The sequence below is a fragment of the Oerskovia enterophila genome, from assembly GCF_044748475.1.
Lineage (GTDB): Bacteria > Actinomycetota > Actinomycetes > Actinomycetales > Cellulomonadaceae > Oerskovia > Oerskovia enterophila.
Window position 1 is genome coordinate 36398 of sequence record NZ_JBIVFZ010000007.1, and the last position, 15370, is coordinate 51767.

The window sequence follows — 15370 nt, forward strand, 5'->3', positions numbered from 1 at the left end:
GGCCGCCCGTCGGCCTCCCGCCCGCCGGTCCGCCGGCGGGCACCTGACACACCCGAGGAGACTTCCGATGACCACCACCGACACCGTGCGGGCCGGGCTGAGCGCCACCGAGCTCGCCGCCGTGCGAGCCGACTTCCCGCTGCTCGCCCGCACGGTGCGTGGTGGCCGCCCGCTCGTCTACCTCGACTCGGGCGCCACGTCGCAGAAGCCCCAGGTCGTCCTCGACACCGAGGTCGACTTCTACGAGGAGCGCAACGCCGCGGTGCACCGCGGTGCGCACCAGCTCGCGGAGGAGGCGACCGAGGCGTTCGAGGACGCCCGGTCCGCGGTCGCGCGCTTCGTCGGGGCGGACGCCGACGAGATCGTGTGGACCTCCGGGGCCACGGCCGCGATCAACCTCGTGACGTACGCGCTGTCGAACGCGACGATCGGTCGCGGGGGAGAGGCGGCCCGCCGCTTCGCCCTCGCGCCGGGCGACGAGATCGTCCTGACCGAGGCCGAGCACCACGCGAACCTCGTGCCGTGGCAGGAGCTCGCCGCGCGCACCGGAGCGGTGCTGCGCTGGTTCGGTGTCGACGACGAGGGGCGCATCCGCGTCGACGAGGCGGCCTCGGTCATCACCGAGCGCACGCGCGTCGTCGCGTTCACGCACGCCTCGAACGTCACGGGCGCGATCACCCCGGTCGCGCCGATCGTGGCGCGGGCCAAGGAGGTCGGGGCGCTCACGTTCCTCGACGCGTGCCAGTCCGTGCCGCACCTGCCGGTCGACCTGCACGACCTGGACGTCGACTTCGCCGCGTTCTCGGGCCACAAGATGCTCGGCCCCACGGGGATCGGCGCGCTCTACGGGCGGCGTGAGCTGCTCGAGGCGCTGCCCCCGGTCACGACCGGCGGCTCCATGATCGAGGTCGTGACCATGACGGAGGCGTCGTACATGCCGCCGCCGCAGCGCTTCGAGGCCGGCACGCAGGCCGTCGCGCAGATCGTCGGCCTCGGCGTCGCGGCGCAGTACCTCGAAGAGCTCGGGATGGAGAACGTCGCGGCCCACGAGCACGACCTCGCGGTCGAGCTGCTCCGGATCGCGGACATCCCGGGCGTGCGGGTCATCGGCCCGCGGACGCCCGAGGACCGCCTCGCGGTCGTCTCGTTCGTCGTCGAGGGCGTCCACGCCCACGACGTGGGCCAGGTGCTCGACGACGCCGGCATCGCCGTGCGGGTCGGTCACCACTGCGCCCAGCCCCTGCACCGCCGGTTCGGGGTCGCCGCCACGGCGCGCGCCTCGGCCTCGGTGTACACGACGTCCGAGGACGTCACGGCGTTCCGGGAAGGTTTGGCGGGGGTCCGGGCGTTCTTCTCAGTGGACTGACGCGCGCACGTCCACGTCGACCGTGGGCGTGGCCCGGTTGATCCCCGCCTTCCAGCGAACCGCAGGATGCACCGAAGGAGCAGGACCCCAGCAATGAGCAGCTCGATGGAGCAGATGTACCAGCAGGTCATCCTCGACCACGCGAAGTCCCCGCACGGGCGCGGCTTCGTGGAGCTCGCGGAGGGGCACCTGCACGGCGAGTCCCACCAGATCAACCCCACGTGCGGTGACGAGGTCACGATGCGCGTCGAGTTCGACACCGCGGACCCCGAGGCCCCCACGATCTCGCGCGTGAGCTGGGAGGGTCAGGGCTGCAGCATCTCGCAGGCCTCGCTGTCCGTGCTCACCGACCTGGTGACCGGAGCCCCCGTCGCGGAGTCCGAGCACCTCGGCGAGCTCTTCCGCCAGCTCATGCAGTCGCGCGGCAAGGGCCTCGACGACGAGCGCGAGGACGAGCTGGGTGACGCCACGGTCTTCACGGGCGTCTCGCAGTACCCCGCGCGCATCAAGTGCGCCCTGCTCGGCTGGGCCGCGCTGCGTGACACCCTGGCGACGTCCGGAGTCCTCGCGGGCCCGGGCACCGCCTCTCAGCCCTCGCTCGACCACCCTCTGTCCCCGCAGTCCCCCCAGGAGAACCGATGACGACCGAGACCCCCGCCGCCTCTGCGGCACCGACCCCGCCGACCGCGGCCGACGTCGAGGAGGCCATGCGCGACGTCATCGACCCCGAGCTCGGCATCAACGTCGTCGACCTCGGGCTCGTCTACGGCATCCAGGTCGACCAGAACAACCACGCCGTGATCGACATGACGCTCACGTCGGCGGCCTGCCCGCTCACGGACGTCATCGAGGACCAGACGGCGCAGTCCCTCGACGGGCTGATCGACGGCTTCCGGGTCAACTGGGTCTGGATGCCGCCGTGGGGCCCCGAGAAGATCACGCAGGACGGCAAGGACCAGCTGCGCGCGCTGGGCTTCAACGTCTGACGCTCGCCTCAGGGGCTTGCGTCGAAGGGGCCGTCGTTCCTCCCGGGACGGCGGCCCCTTCGACGTGCTCACCGGCTCACGCCACCGCGAGCCGGGGGACGGGCCGGAGGCGGGCCGGCCACCCGGCGTGCGCGGCGCCGCCCCCGCTCACTTCGAGTGCTTGTGGTCCGTCCCCGGGTAGACGGCGTCCACCTCGACCTCGACGAGCCAACCGTTGACCGGCAGGTTCTCGATCTCGAGCGCGAACCGCGAGGGACGCGCCCCGTTGACGACCATCGGCTTGGTCGTCACGGAGCCGAGCTGGACGTCGAGCGTCGCGCCCGTCGCGAGGTTCGTGTTGGCGAAGAACTGCCGGTACGCCCGGTTCCACCCGGCGAAGTCCATCTTCGCCTCGCCCTCGGGGTTCTGGAGGAAGACCCGCATCGAGACGACGTCCTCGTAGGACAGCCCGGCCTTCGTGAGGTTCTCACCGATGCGCATGAGGGCGTTGATGCCCTGGGCCTCGGTGAGGGTGACCCCGGCCGGCAGCTGGCCTCCCGGGAAGACGTCGGTCGGGATGTACCGGGCCTCGGCCGACACGCCGGGGGCCGTGTTCATCGCCGACGGACCGAGTCCCGAGGACTTGTACCAGGAGACGTTCTTGCCGATCGCGACGCCGTCGGCGATCGAGGCCGTGTCTCCCGTGATGAACGAGACGGCCTCGGTCGGCGCGGGCTCGAAGAGCTTGCCCTTCGCGTAGGCGGTGCCCGGGACGGCGACGGCTGCGGTCACGACGACCGCGGCGATGATCTTGACGCTGTTCTTCATGAGGACCTCCAGTGGCGGTGCAGCGCGCGGGGCGCCTGGCACGTGTCGGTCCGGTGGGTACCGGATGGCGAGGACCGTAGTGAGGTGCCGTTTCGGCGCGATGAACGCCGAGGTTCGGGCTGAAGTCGGGCCGATGCCTCGTATCGCCGGATCCGCCTGCAGAGGGCATCCAGCAGGAACCTCGCGAAACAGACTTGTTACCACCGGCAACTGTCAGGAAACGCCGAGGAACCGTCCAGGGAACCTGAGGCGCCTAGCGTCACGCACGGTGCTGGCGGCGGCACCCGGCGCTCGCGGCCGTGGACCCCCGTCCGTCAGACCGACAGATGAGAGGTAGGGCATCGTGGTCTCAGAAAACGGCTCCTCCGGCGTCTCGCGCCGCAACTTCCTCCAGGCAGTCGGCGTGGGCTCCAGCGCCGGTGTCATGTTCGCGACGATGGGCGCCGTCGGGCTCGCCCCGACGGCCGCGGCGCAGCCGCGGAACGAGTCCTGGACGCCCCCGAGGGGCAGCGACTTCTCGCTGACCGGGCGCTCCGCCAAGAAGGTCGTGGTCGTCGGTGCAGGACCCGCCGGGCTCGCGTCGGCGTACGAGCTGCAGAAGGCCGGATACCGGGTGACGGTGCTCGAGGCCCGTCACCGCGCGGGCGGCCGGACGCTGACGATACGCAACGGCGACTCCGAGACGGACATCAACGGCGTCAAGCAGACCGCCCGGTTCTCCGAGGGCACGTACATGAACGCGGGCGCCGGGCGCATCGCCCAGTGGATGGTGACCATGGACTACCTGCGCGAGCTGGGGGTGCCGTACGAGGTCTTCACCAACGCCAACGCCGACGCCTACCTCTACAACGAGCGCTCGGGCGCCACCCCGGGCAACCCGGTGCGGTACCGCACGGCCAAGGCCGACGTGTTCGGCTACACCTCGGAGCTGCTGAGCATGGCGGCCGACCAGGGTGCGCTCGACCAGAAGCTGACCGCCGCGGACAAGGAGAACCTGCGGTCCTTCCTGCGCAGCTGGGGGTCGCTGACGGCCGACGGGAAGTACCAGGGCGGGAGCAACCGCGGGTACTCGGTCTACCCGACGGCGTGGAACGAGCACGGCACGCCGCTGCCCGGACCGGGCACGGTCTCGGAGGTGCTCGCCTCGAAGGTGGGGCAGTACTTCCCGTTCGAGATCAACTGGGAGCAGTCGATGCTCATGTTCCAGCCCAAGGGCGGCATGGACACGACCTACGAGTACTTCGTGCGCGCCATCGGCAAGCAGAACGTGCTCTTCAACTCACCGGTCACCGGGGTCGAGAACACGAGCCGCGGGGTCAAGGTCACCTACACCGCGGCGAACGGCAAGGCCCGCCAGATCGACGCCGACTTCGCGATCGTGTCAGCCCCGGCAGGGCTCATGCGTCGCTGGAGCACCAACTGGGGCCCGGACATCGACGCGGCGCTGGGCGAGTTCGCGGTCGGCTCTCCTGCGGGCAAGATCGGCCTCCAGTACCGGTCGCGCTTCTGGGAGGACGACCACCGCATCTACGGCGGCATCACCGAGACCGACATGGACCTGGCCCACATCTGGTACCCGTCCTACGGGTACGGGGAGCGTAAGGGCCTCGTCGTCGGCTACTACAACACGGGGGCCAACGCGCGGGCCTACGCGGACATGGCGCCCAAGCAGCGCGAGCTGCGCGCGGTCGAGCAGGGCGTCAAGATCCACGGCGAGAAGTACCGGACCGAGCTCGAGAGCTCGTTCTCGATCGCGTGGCACAAGGTGCCGTACATCGAGGGCGCCTGGGCGTACCCGAACACCGAGTCCGCGCGCTTCAAGCAGCTCCAGCAGGGAGCGGGCAACGTCTACTTCGCGGGGGACTGGATGTCCGAGATCTCCGCCTGGCAGCACGGTGCGTTCTGGTCGGCGCGGTACGCCGTGCAGAACCTCCACCAGCGCGTCATGTCGAGCTGACGCGGTGAAGGGGTCCGGGGTCCTCGGCTCGTCCGAGGACCCCGGACCGCTGCTCGCCGCCCGAGGCAGGCTCGTCAGCGCCTGGGTACGGGGCTCAGAGCCCGTGCGCCGGAACGCTGGACTCCTGTCCGACCTGGCGCTCTCACCCGTCGGCGGGCAGGAGAGGTGGGTGCTCCAGGACGCGTGGGCGGTACTCGACGATGTGGATCCCGGTGTCGAAGGTGCGGTGGTCGATCATCTCGAGGGCGACGTCTGGATAGCCGTCGTAGATCCGCTCGGCTCCGGTCGCACCGGTGATCACGGGGAACATCCCGACCCGGAACCGGTCGACGAGCCCCGCCCGCAGCAGCGTCCGCGCCACGCTGAGGCTGCCGATCGTGCTCAGGAGCCCGCCCTCGTCGGCCTTCATGGCGCGGACGGTCTCCACCGCGTCGCCGCGCACCAGCGTGGAGTTGGCCCACGTCAACGGTTCGGTGAGCGTGCTGGAGAAGACCACCTTCCGCGCCGCCGTGAGCTCGTCGACCGACGCCTCCTCGTCTGCGGTGAACTCGTCGGTCCCCGCCGGCATCTGCCCGGCCGCGAAGCCCGACATCAGCCGGTAGGTGTTCGCGCCCATGAGGTACGTGACCTCGGGTTGCTCCTGCAGCCACGCGAGGTACTCGGGGCCCTCGAGCCCCCAGAACCCGGGCCAGCCCTCGCCCGACGCGTAGCCGTCGAGCGAGGTGATGAAGTCCACGAGCAGGTCAGCCATCGATCCGTCCCCGTCCTCGGTGCTCCCGTGCGGTGATGCCGCTCGACGGCGGCCTGGTCTCACTCGTGAGACGGCTGCGCGACCGAGAACTCATCGGTCGGTCGGAGGCGCACGTGCGCTGGGCGCTCACGGACCGTCCGACGACCGCCGTCAGGGTGAGCGGGAACGGGACCGCTCAGAGCGTCGACGCCTCGAGCGCGTTGCAGTCCTGGAACGACCCGCCGTCGTAGCCCGTCATGAACCAGCGCTGGCGCTGCTCGCTCGATCCGTGCGTCCACGCCTCGGGGTTCACCGAGCCGGTCGCGGACTGCTGGATGCGGTCGTCGCCCACAGCCGATGCTGCGGAGAGGGCATCCTTCAACTGCTCCTGCGTGATGGGGGCGAGGTACGCCACGCCGGTCTGGGGGTCGATCGTCGTGGCCGCGTTCCCCGCCCACATGCCCGCGAGGCAGTCGGCCATGAGCTCGATGCGCACCGAGTCGGACTCGGGCCCGGTGCCCGAGCGGTCCGCGGACGACATGGCCCCCGAGAGCTGCTCGATGTGGTGTCCGAACTCGTGCGCCACGACGTACTCCTCGGCGAGCGGACCGCCCGACGAGCCGAAGCGGTCGCGCAGCTCGTCGAAGAACGAGACGTCGAGGTACACGCTCTGGTCGGGCGGGCAGTAGAACGGCCCGACGGCGCTGGTCGCCGCGCCGCACGCCGTCTGCGTCGAGCCCGTGAAGCTCACGACGTCGGGCACGACGTAGGCCACACCGACCTGCGCGGGCAGCGCCTCGGACCAGTAGTCGTCGAGCGAGTACGACGTCGCCGACAGCCTGCACTCGCGCTCGGTGTTGGCCTGCTCAGCGGTGCAGTCGTCGACGTACTGCTGCTGCCCCGTGTCCTCGGTGCTGGTCGACTGGACCTGCTCGCCCACGGCCCCGAGCACGCTGCCCAGGTCGCCGCCGTTGAGCAGGGCGACCACGACCGCCACGAGCACGGCCGCGATGCCGCCGCCCGCGATCGCAGGACCCTTGCCACGGCCGCCCTTGCGGACACGGCCGCCCTCGAAAGAACCACCCTCGTTGAACGTCACAGGTCAACGCTACCCGTCGCCGCAGGTCACGGCGCCCTGCGGTCGCTGTCCGGTCGGCGATGCCCCGCCGCGGCTCGCCGTGCGCGGGAGCCGTCGGCGGGGAGGCCGCCCTTCGCTGCCCGACGGCGCAGCCCGCCGCGCGCTCTCGCCGCACCCGGGCGCGGCTCGTCCTGGGAGGGGAGCGACGTCGTCGGGCAGCAAGGTGGCCGCCGAGAACGAGGTTGCGGTCGTTTCAGGGCTCAGAACGAACGCAACCTCGTTCTCGGCACCCGCGACCCGACCAGGAACAGAGCAGTACGGCCCTCGCGGCGGTCCGGTCCGCACGCGGCCCACCCACTGTGACGGACCAGCCCGCGAAATCCCGTTCCGTCCGCAGCCGCGCGGCACTAGAATCGGTGGCGTTTGTGTCTCGCACACGGCGCGGTCCCGCGCCGGGCAAGACTCCTGGACACCCCACGACCCCGCCGGAGGAACTCTCTGTGATCACTGCCCATGCCGTCGAGCTGCGCGTCGGCGCCCGCGTCCTGCTGGACGAGGCGTCCTTCCGCATCGCTGCCGGAGACCGGATCGGTCTGGTGGGTCGCAACGGAGCGGGCAAGACCACCCTGACGAAGACCCTCGCGGGGGAGACCCAGCCCACGGCCGGGCAGATCGTGCGCACGGGCGAGGTCGGCTACCTGCCGCAGGACCCCCGTACGGGCGACCTCGACGTGATCGCGATGGACCGCGTGCTCTCGGCGCGCGGGCTCGACGTCCTCGTGCGCAAGATGCGCGAGACCGAGGGCGAGATGGCGAGCGCCGACGCGGACACGCACCTGGCCGCGATGGACCGCTACCCCAAGCTCGAGGAGCGCTTCACGGCCGCTGGCGGGTACGCGGCGGAGAGCGAGGCGCAGCGCATCACCTCGAACCTGGGCCTCGACGAGCGCATCCTCGCGCAGCCGCTCAACACGCTCTCGGGTGGTCAGCGCCGCCGCATCGAGCTCGCACGCATCCTGTTCTCGGGCGTCGAGACGCTCCTGCTCGACGAGCCGACGAACCACCTCGACGCCGACTCGATCCTGTGGCTGCGCGACTACCTGAAGAACTACTCGGGCGGGTTCGTGGTCATCAGCCACGACGTCGAGCTGCTCTCGGCGACCGTCAACAAGGTCTTCTACCTCGACGCGAACCGCGGCGTCCTGGACCAGTACAACCTGGGCTACAAGGCCTACCTCGAGCAGCGCGAGACCGACGAGCGTCGTCGCCGCCGCGAGCGCGCCAACGCCGAGAAGAAGGCTGGCACGCTGCTCGCGCAGGCCGAGAAGATGCGCGCCAAGGCGACCAAGGCCGTGGCCGCGCAGAACATGATCAAGCGCGCCGAGCGCATGCTCTCGGGCCTCGAGGGCGAGCGCGTGAGCGACAAGGTCGCCAAGCTGCGCTTCCCGACCCCCGCCCCGTGCGGGCGCACCCCGATCACGGCCGAGGGGCTGTCCAAGTCCTACGGGTCGCAGGAGATCTTCGCGGGCGTCGACCTGGCGATCGACCGCGGCAGCCGGGTCGTGGTACTCGGGCTCAACGGTGCCGGCAAGACGACGCTGCTGCGCATCCTGGCGGGCGTCGAGAAGGCCGACACGGGTGAGGTCATCGCGGGGCACGGGCTCAAGCTGGGCTACTACGCCCAGGAGCACGACACCCTGGACATGGACGTGACCGTCGTCGAGAACCTGCGCCACGCGGCGCCGGACCTCACGGACACGCAGGTGCGCTCGGTCCTCGGCTCGTTCCTGTTCTCGGGCGACGACGCCAACAAGCCCACGCACGTGCTGTCGGGTGGGGAGAAGACGCGCCTCGCGCTCGCGACCATCGTCGTGTCGGGTGCGAACGTGCTGCTCCTCGACGAGCCCACCAACAACCTGGACCCGGCCTCGCGGGCGGAGATCCTCGACGCGCTCAAGAACTACGAGGGGGCCGTGGTCATGGTCACCCACGACGACGGCGCGGTCGAGGCGCTCTCTCCCGAGCGCGTCCTGCTGCTGCCCGACGGCGACGAGGACCTGTGGAACGACTCCTACGCCGAGCTCATCTCGCTGGCCTGATCGACCGGTAGCCACCGGTACCTGCAGCGACACGAACGGCCCGCCTGCTCCGAGGAGCAGGCGGGCCGTTCGTCGTTCCCGCCGGGCGGGTCGGTGCGGACGCTCCGGGTGCGGTGCGGTGCGGTGCGGTGTGGTGTGGTGCGGTGCGGTGCGGTGCGGTGCGGTGCGGTGCGGTGCGGTGCGGTGCGGTGTGGTGCGGCGGTCAGGTCCGTGCGTCGTCGTGCGCGGAGGGCTCGTGCGCGGCCGCCTGGGCGTCGAGGAGGGCGTCCTCCTCCTCCTCGGCGGTCGGCCCTCGCCGACGCCGGGGAGCGGGCTCCCCGGGGGTCCGGCCCGCGGCGCGCTGCTCGCCGAGCAGGTCTCCCGCGGTCACGGTCTCGCGCTTCTCGCGGCGGATCAGGATGAGGAAGCCGCCGATCGCGCCCGCCGCGAACACGAACCACTGGAACGTGTAGGACAGGTGCGAGCCGGGATCGGTGTCCGGGACGGCCAGGGCCCGCAGCGAGGCCGGGGGGGCCGGGTCCTCGGCACGGAGCGAGCCGTACGCGCCGACGGTCATCCCGTCGGCCCACGCGCCGCCGTCGGGCCCCTCGGCGAGCACCTGGGCCGTGTTGATGGCCTGGACCTGCCCGTCGGGTGCGTCGCGGCTCGACGCGGGCTCGTCGGCGCGCAGGCTCACGGTCACCTCGACGCGGCCCGACGGCGGAGCGGCCACCTCGTCGGGTGCGCTCGCGTCGGCGCCCAGCGGGACGAAGCCGCGGTCCACGACCATGACGACCGGCTCGCTGCCGTCGGTGGGCTCGGTGACGAACGGGACCAGGACGTGGAACCCGGCCTTGCTGCCGACCGGACGGTTGCGCAGGAGGACGCTCGCCTCGGGGACGTAGCTGCCCTCGAGCGTGACCTGCTGCCACACCCGCTGCGGGTCCAGCTCGGCGCCCGGCCCTGGCAGGACGTCGGCGAGCGGGACCGGGGTCGCGTCGTAGTTGGACTCGATGATCTCGATCTGGGCCGATCGCGACTCGTACCGGTGCCACTGCCAGCGGCCCGCGAGCACGCAGAGCGCCGCCACGAGCAGGACGCCGAGCGCGAGCGTGATCCACTGGCGGATCGTCCGGGGCTCGGCCTTGGCGTCGCGCGCGACGTCCCGGGCGAGCTCGGCCGCGTCGGGGGTGCGGGCCCGCGGGCTGGAAGGCTCAGCGCTCTGCGGGGTGCCGGGGACCTCGGGGGAGGGGGACGTCACAGCTCGGGCCGACGTTCCAGGTCGACGACCGGCACGGTCTGCTTCCAGAAGTCCCGGGCGCCCAGGAACGTCTCGAGGTGCTCGCGGTGGTCGTCGCACGCGAGCCACACCTTGCGGCGCTCGGGGGTGTGGAGCTTGGGGTTGTTCCACAGCAGGCCCCACGCCGCCTCGGCGCGGCAGCCCTTGGCGCTGCACAACAGCTCACCCTCGTCGACGGGGTCGGCGAGGTGGAGGAGGTCAACCATCGTGCGGCTCCTGCTGGGTGGGTCGGTCAGTGGGGTGGTCGGTGGGTCGGTCAGTGGCGGGGCCGGCGGCGGACCGGTCGGAAGGCTCGCCGGTCGGCGGCGGGGCGGGGGCGTCCGGGGCGGCGGGGGAGTCGGGGTCCTCACGGCGGACCCGGCCCTCGTCGTCGAGCTCGACGACGCGCCCGAGGCTCGGGTGGTCAGGGGCGGCCTCCACCTGGAGGCGCTCCATGGGCGAGACGTCGTAGGTCCTCTGGTCCCGCCCGGCGTTGACGAGCAGCACCGCGACGTACGGGAGGACGATCGCGGCCCCGATCAGGACGAACGAGAACCACCCGTGGACGATCACGGCCGCGAGGAAGCACACGAGCCGGATCCCCATCTGGATGAGGTAGCGCTTGGTGCGCCGGGCCTGGTCCTGCGCGAGCGACTCCGGTGCGTCCGAGATGCTCGGCACCTTGTTGTTGCTGCTCACCCCTCCATCCTACGTTTGTCGGAACCCGACAAAGGACCCCGGTCGCCTGTGATGGTCCCTGCGCGCACGCCGTCGGGCGCTCGCGGTACGGTCGTTGCGGCGACGTGCCGGACGAGCGGGGGAATCCCCGCCGCGGACGACGCCTCCCAGGCCACCCGAACGAGGAGATGTCGTGTCCGAAGCCCCCGCTTCCCCCAGCCCGCGCACCGTGGTCGTCACGGGCGCCAACCGGGGCATCGGCCGCTCGATCGCCGAGCGGTTCGTCGCCAACGGTGACCGTGTCGCGACGATCTACCGCAGCGGCGACCTGCCCGAGGGCGTGTTCGGCGTCGTGGGCGACATCACCGACACCGAGGCCGTCGACGCGGCCTTCACGGCGATCGAGGCCGAGCTCGGCCCGGTCGAGGTCCTCGTCGCGAACGCGGGCGTGACCCGTGACCAGCTCCTCATGCGCATGACCGACGACGAGTTCGAGTCCGTCATCGACGTCAACCTCACGGGGACCTTCCGCTGCGTGCGCCGCGTCTCCAAGGGCATGATCCGCCTGCGGCGCGGCCGCATCGTGCTCATCTCCTCGGTCGTGGGCCTGTACGGCGGCCCCGGGCAGGTCAACTACTCGGCCTCGAAGGCCGCGCTGGTCGGCATGGCCCGCTCGATCACGCGCGAGCTCGGTGGTCGCGGCATCACGGCCAACGTCGTCGCCCCGGGCTTCATCGAGACGGCCATGACCGCCGAGCTGCCCGAGGAGCGCCAGAAGCAGTACAAGGCGAACATCCCCGCGGGACGCTTCGCCCAGGCCGACGAGGTCGCGGGTGTCGTGCAGTTCCTCGCGTCCCCCGACGCGGGCTACATCAGCGGCGCCGTGATCCCGGTCGACGGCGGCCTCGGCATGGGGCACTGACCACCACCTGACGTCGTCGGGGAGCACGCGTGCTCCCCGACACACCGCACGACCCCCGAGAACTACCCCGGGCAGGTCGTCCATGAGTACGCTCAAGCAGCGCACGACGAAAGAACGGAAGAAGAATCTGATGGGTCTGCTCGAAGGCAAGAAGCTCCTGATCACCGGCGTCCTCACCGACTCCTCGATCGCGTTCCACGCGGCCCGGCTCGCGCAGGAGGAGGGGGCCACGGTCGTGCTCTCCTCGTTCGGTCGCCAGATGAAGCTCACGCAGGCGTTCGCCAAGCGTCTGCCGGTCGAGGCGCCCGTCGTCCAGCTCGACGTGACGAACGAGGAGGACCTGGCGGGCCTGGCCGACGCGGTCCGCGAGCACGTGGACACGCTCGACGGCGTCGTGCACTCGATCGGGTTCGCGCCCCAGAGCGTCATGGGCGGCAACTTCCTCTCCGCGACCTGGGAGGACGTCGCGACCGCGCTGCAGGTCTCGACCTTCTCCTACAAGTCCCTCGCCGTGGCCGCCAAGCCGCTCATGACCAACGGTGGTGCCGTCGTCGGGCTCACGTTCGACGCGCAGTTCGCGTGGCCCGTGTACGACTGGATGGGCGTCGCGAAGGCCGGGCTCGAGTCGGCGAACCGCTACCTCGCGCGCGACCTCGGCCCGGAGGGCATCCGCACCAACCTCGTCTCCGCGGGCCCCATCCGCACCACCGCGGCGAAGTCGATCCCCGGGTTCGAGCAGATGGAGGACGGCTGGCCCACGCGCGCACCGCTCGGCTGGGACCAGCTGACCGCGGAGCCCGCTGCACGCGCGGTCGTCGCGCTGCTGTCAGACTGGTTCCCGGCGACCACGGGGGAGATCGTGCACGTCGACGGCGGCGTGCACGCCATGGGGCTGTGACGAGAGGGGCGAACGTGCGAGACGGCAGATCCTCGGTGGCGTCCGACGCCGCCGGTTCCGGGGCGACGGGCGGCACGCACCGCCTGGTGCTGCTCCGGCACGCCAAGGCGGAGCCTGCCGGCGGAGTCGACGACGTCCTGCGCCCGCTGGCGCTCAACGGCCGGCGTCAGGCCGGCCGGGTCGGTGCCGCGCTGGCGCACTCCGCGCTCGTCCCCGAGCTCGTCCTGTGCTCTTCTGCCCTGCGCACGCGCCAGACGTGGGACCTCCTCGCGGCGCACCTGGGTGACGTCGCCCCGGAGGTCGTGGTGACGGACACCCTGTACGCCGCGGGCGTGCGGGACGTGCTGGACATGGTCCGAGGGGCCGACTCCCGGGTGCGCACCCTCCTGGTGGTCGGTCACGAGCCGACCATGGCAGCGACCGCGGCGCACCTGGCCGGCCCCGGCTCGGACTCGGGCGCGCTCGCCCAGGTCCGGGTGGGGGTCCCCACGGCGACGTACAGCGTCCTGGAGTCCTCGACCCCGTGGGGCGAGTGGGACGGTGCGGTCGCGAACCTGTCGTACGTCGGGCGTCCCTCGAGCTGAAGGCGCGAGCCGCGCGAAGCACGAAGCCCCTTTCACCCGATCGACGGGAGGAAGGGGCTTCGTCGTACCGGCGCGCGATCCGGGGTGATCCTCAGGCGGTCCGGCGCGATGCGTCGATGATCTCCAGCACCGCGTCGAGGCGCGGACCCGGGACGGAGAAGGGTGCCTGGGCGACCACGACGGGCTTGGCCGCGAACGCGATCCCGATGCCGGCCGCGCCGATCATGTCGAGGTCGTTCGCGCCGTCGCCGATCGCGACGGTGTCCGCCATGTCCACGCCCTCGCTGGCGGCGAGCTCGCGCAGCGTGACCTCCTTGGTCGCGCGGTCGATCACGGGGCCGGTCGTCCTGCCCGTGAGCAGGCCGTCCACGACCTCGAGCCGGTTCGCCCGGAAGTGCGTGATCCCGAGGCTCGCGGCCAGCGGGGCGACGATCTCCTCGAAGCCCCCGGAGACCAGGGCCACGGTCCAGCCCCGGCCCTGGAACTCGGCGACCAGCTCGCGGGCGCCGGGCGTGAGCGTGACGCGCTCGAGCACGTCCTCGAACGCGCTGACCGGGACCCCGGCCAGCGTCGCGACCCGCTCGCGCAGGGACTCGCCGAAGTCGATCTCGCCGCGCATGGCGCGCTCGGTGACCTCGGTGACGAGCTCGCGGGTCCCGGCGTGGTCCGCCAGGAGCTCGATGACCTCCTGCGTGATGAGGGTCGAGTCGACGTCCATGACCACCAACCGGCGGGTCGAGACGTCAGGACGGGCGGCAGTGCTATTCAACGATGGTTCCCTTGGGGACGACGGTGATGCCCGACTCGGTGACGGTGAACCCACGGGCGCGGTCCTGTGCCGGGTCGAGCCCGATGCGGGCGCGCTCGGTGACGATCACGTTCTTGTCGAGGATCGCGCGGTGGACCTGGGCGTGCCGCTCGACCTGGACCCCGTCCATGAGGACGGAGTCCGACACCGACGACCAGGAGTGCAGGTAGACGCCGGGGGACAGGACCGAGCCCACCACGGTGGCCCCGGAGATGATGACGCCGGGGGAGACGAGCGAGTCCGCGGCGTGGCCCAGGCGGCCCTGCCCCGAGTGGACGAACTTCGCGGGCGGCAGGCCCACGTACCCGGTGTGCAGCGGCCACTCGTCGTTGTAGAGGTTGAAGACCGGCGTGATCGAGATGAGGTCCTTGTTCGCGTCGTAGTACGCGTCGAGCGTCCCGACGTCGCGCCAGTAGTCGCGGTCGCGGTCCGTGGAGCCCGGGACGTCGTTCCGGATGAAGTCGTAGACACCGGCCGTGCCGCGCGCGACGAAGGCCGGGACGATGTCTCCGCCCATGTCGTGGCGCGAGTCCGGGTCGGTCGCGTCCGCCGTGACGGCCGCGACGAGCGCGTCGGCGTTGATGACGTAGTTGCCCATGGACGCCAGGACCTCGAGCGGCGAGTCCGCGAGCCCGACCGGGTCGGTCGGCTTCTCGAGGAACGCGCGGATCTTGGTGGGGTCCTCGGGGTCGGTGTCGATGACCCCGAACTGGTCGGCCATCGAGATGGGCTGGCGGATGCCCGCGACGGTCAGCTCGGCCCCCGACGCGATGTGGGCGTCGACCATCTGGGAGAAGTCCATGCGGTACACGTGGTCCGCACCGACGACCACGACGATGTCGGGGCGCTCGTCCTCGATGATGTTCAGGCACTGGTAGATCGCGTCGGCGCTGCCGAGGTACCAGTGCTTGCCCACCCGCTGCTGCGCCGGCACCGGCGCGACGAAGTTCCCGAGCAACGACGACATGCGCCACGTCTTGGTGATGTGGCGGTCGAGGCTGTGGGACTTGTACTGCGTCAGCACGACGATGTGCAGGTAGTGCGAGTTCACCAGGTTCGACAGCGCGAAGTCGACCAGGCGGTAGATACCGCCGAACGGGACGGCCGGCTTGGCGCGGTGGGCGGTGAGCGGCATGAGCCGGTTGCCCTCGCCACCGGCGAGGACGATTGCGAGGACACGTGGGGCGGCCATGGGCAGA

Annotated in this window: 16 protein-coding genes; 8 read left to right on the top strand and 8 right to left on the bottom strand. The window is 71.4% G+C overall.

Features of this window, described 5'->3' with window-relative positions; translation table 11 throughout:
* Positions 1 to 67: 67 nt before the first annotated feature.
* The 3 genes from ACIPWA_RS18715 (at position 68) to ACIPWA_RS18725 (ending at position 2352) form a co-directional block, all read left to right on the top strand.
* Positions 68 to 1366: a cysteine desulfurase gene (locus tag ACIPWA_RS18715; protein WP_056647173.1), complete on the top strand. Its 1299-nt coding sequence runs from the start codon at positions 68 to 70 to the stop codon at positions 1364 to 1366.
* Positions 1367 to 1459: 93 nt separating this feature from the next.
* Entirely contained in the window at positions 1460 to 2008 is a 549-nt protein-coding gene (gene sufU / locus ACIPWA_RS18720; protein ID WP_068709723.1) for a Fe-S cluster assembly sulfur transfer protein SufU, read from the top strand.
* Entirely contained in the window at positions 2005 to 2352 is a 348-nt protein-coding gene (locus tag ACIPWA_RS18725; RefSeq protein ID WP_056647167.1) for a metal-sulfur cluster assembly factor, read from the top strand. The genes sufU and ACIPWA_RS18725 overlap by 4 nt, the downstream gene beginning before the upstream one ends.
* A gap of 147 nt (positions 2353 to 2499) precedes the next feature.
* On the opposite strand, the gene ACIPWA_RS18730 is transcribed toward ACIPWA_RS18725, so the two are convergent.
* Positions 2500 to 3159 (bottom strand): Rid family hydrolase, encoded by a 660-nt coding sequence (locus ACIPWA_RS18730; RefSeq protein WP_068709721.1) that lies wholly within the window; start codon positions 3157 to 3159, stop codon positions 2500 to 2502.
* 343 nt (positions 3160 to 3502) lie between these two features.
* Here ACIPWA_RS18730 and ACIPWA_RS18735 point away from each other — a divergent pair, with 343 nt between their 5' ends.
* Positions 3503 to 5116 (top strand): flavin monoamine oxidase family protein, encoded by a 1614-nt coding sequence (locus ACIPWA_RS18735; protein WP_068709719.1) that lies wholly within the window; start codon positions 3503 to 3505, stop codon positions 5114 to 5116.
* Positions 5117 to 5258: 142 nt separating this feature from the next.
* On the opposite strand, the gene ACIPWA_RS18740 is transcribed toward ACIPWA_RS18735, so the two are convergent.
* Entirely contained in the window at positions 5259 to 5867 is a 609-nt protein-coding gene (locus ACIPWA_RS18740; RefSeq protein WP_400292115.1) for a dihydrofolate reductase family protein, read from the bottom strand.
* A 175-nt stretch (positions 5868 to 6042) separates the two neighbouring features.
* Entirely contained in the window at positions 6043 to 6945 is a 903-nt protein-coding gene (gene ypfJ / locus ACIPWA_RS18745) for a KPN_02809 family neutral zinc metallopeptidase (protein ID WP_400292117.1), read from the bottom strand.
* A gap of 479 nt (positions 6946 to 7424) precedes the next feature.
* Here ypfJ and ACIPWA_RS18750 point away from each other — a divergent pair, with 479 nt between their 5' ends.
* Positions 7425 to 9023 carry an ABC-F family ATP-binding cassette domain-containing protein gene (locus ACIPWA_RS18750; RefSeq protein ID WP_056647151.1) on the top strand — a complete coding sequence of 533 codons (1599 nt, stop codon included), beginning with the start codon at positions 7425 to 7427 and terminating at the stop codon, positions 9021 to 9023.
* A 202-nt stretch (positions 9024 to 9225) separates the two neighbouring features.
* Here ACIPWA_RS18750 and ACIPWA_RS18755 read toward each other — a convergent pair whose 3' ends face one another.
* The 3 genes from ACIPWA_RS18755 to ACIPWA_RS18765 are packed head-to-tail and all read right to left on the bottom strand — an operon-like array spanning position 9226 to position 10980.
* Positions 9226 to 10263, bottom strand: a complete 1038-nt coding sequence (locus ACIPWA_RS18755; RefSeq protein WP_400292120.1) for an SURF1 family cytochrome oxidase biogenesis protein — start codon at positions 10261 to 10263, stop codon at positions 9226 to 9228.
* Positions 10260 to 10508, bottom strand: coding sequence for a hypothetical protein (locus ACIPWA_RS18760; RefSeq protein WP_400292123.1), 249 nt, complete (start codon positions 10506 to 10508; stop codon positions 10260 to 10262). The genes ACIPWA_RS18755 and ACIPWA_RS18760 overlap by 4 nt, the downstream gene beginning before the upstream one ends.
* Positions 10501 to 10980, bottom strand: a complete 480-nt coding sequence (locus ACIPWA_RS18765) for a DUF3099 domain-containing protein (RefSeq protein WP_068709713.1) — start codon at positions 10978 to 10980, stop codon at positions 10501 to 10503. Before ACIPWA_RS18765 ends, ACIPWA_RS18760 begins: the two co-directional genes overlap by 8 nt.
* 172 nt (positions 10981 to 11152) lie before the next feature.
* Here ACIPWA_RS18765 and fabG point away from each other — a divergent pair, with 172 nt between their 5' ends.
* The 3 genes from fabG (at position 11153) to ACIPWA_RS18780 (ending at position 13363) form a co-directional block, all read left to right on the top strand.
* Positions 11153 to 11881 carry a beta-ketoacyl-ACP reductase gene (gene fabG, locus ACIPWA_RS18770; RefSeq protein WP_056647146.1) on the top strand — a complete coding sequence of 243 codons (729 nt, stop codon included), beginning with the start codon at positions 11153 to 11155 and terminating at the stop codon, positions 11879 to 11881.
* A gap of 130 nt (positions 11882 to 12011) precedes the next feature.
* Complete coding sequence (gene fabI / locus ACIPWA_RS18775; protein WP_056647143.1) at positions 12012 to 12779, top strand: enoyl-ACP reductase FabI; 768 nt, start codon at positions 12012 to 12014, stop codon at positions 12777 to 12779.
* Positions 12780 to 12793: 14 nt separating this feature from the next.
* On the top strand, positions 12794 to 13363 hold the full coding sequence (locus ACIPWA_RS18780; RefSeq protein WP_231907835.1) for a SixA phosphatase family protein: 570 nt from the start codon (positions 12794 to 12796) through the stop codon (positions 13361 to 13363).
* Between the two features lie 91 nt (positions 13364 to 13454).
* Here ACIPWA_RS18780 and serB read toward each other — a convergent pair whose 3' ends face one another.
* Positions 13455 to 14132 (bottom strand): phosphoserine phosphatase SerB, encoded by a 678-nt coding sequence (gene serB, locus ACIPWA_RS18785; protein ID WP_400292127.1) that lies wholly within the window; start codon positions 14130 to 14132, stop codon positions 13455 to 13457.
* Positions 14125 to 15363: a glucose-1-phosphate adenylyltransferase gene (locus tag ACIPWA_RS18790; protein ID WP_056647129.1), complete on the bottom strand. Its 1239-nt coding sequence runs from the start codon at positions 15361 to 15363 to the stop codon at positions 14125 to 14127. Before ACIPWA_RS18790 ends, serB begins: the two co-directional genes overlap by 8 nt.
* Positions 15364 to 15370: the final 7 nt, after the last annotated feature.

What these genes read in the sequence shown, in the direction of transcription:
- ACIPWA_RS18715 (WP_056647173.1), top strand. Translation starts at nt 68, where the DNA reads ATGACCACCACCGACACCGTGCGGGCCGGGCTGAGCGCCACCGAGCTC.
- sufU (WP_068709723.1), top strand. Translation starts at nt 1,460, where the DNA reads ATGAGCAGCTCGATGGAGCAGATGTACCAGCAGGTCATCCTCGACCAC.
- ACIPWA_RS18725 (WP_056647167.1), top strand. Translation starts at nt 2,005, where the DNA reads ATGACGACCGAGACCCCCGCCGCCTCTGCGGCACCGACCCCGCCGACC.
- ACIPWA_RS18730 (WP_068709721.1), bottom strand. Translation starts at nt 3,159, where the DNA reads ATGAAGAACAGCGTCAAGATCATCGCCGCGGTCGTCGTGACCGCAGCC.
- ACIPWA_RS18740 (WP_400292115.1), bottom strand. Translation starts at nt 5,867, where the DNA reads ATGGCTGACCTGCTCGTGGACTTCATCACCTCGCTCGACGGCTACGCG.
- ACIPWA_RS18760 (WP_400292123.1), bottom strand. Translation starts at nt 10,508, where the DNA reads ATGGTTGACCTCCTCCACCTCGCCGACCCCGTCGACGAGGGTGAGCTG.
- fabI (WP_056647143.1), top strand. Translation starts at nt 12,012, where the DNA reads ATGGGTCTGCTCGAAGGCAAGAAGCTCCTGATCACCGGCGTCCTCACC.
- ACIPWA_RS18790 (WP_056647129.1), bottom strand. Translation starts at nt 15,363, where the DNA reads ATGGCCGCCCCACGTGTCCTCGCAATCGTCCTCGCCGGTGGCGAGGGC.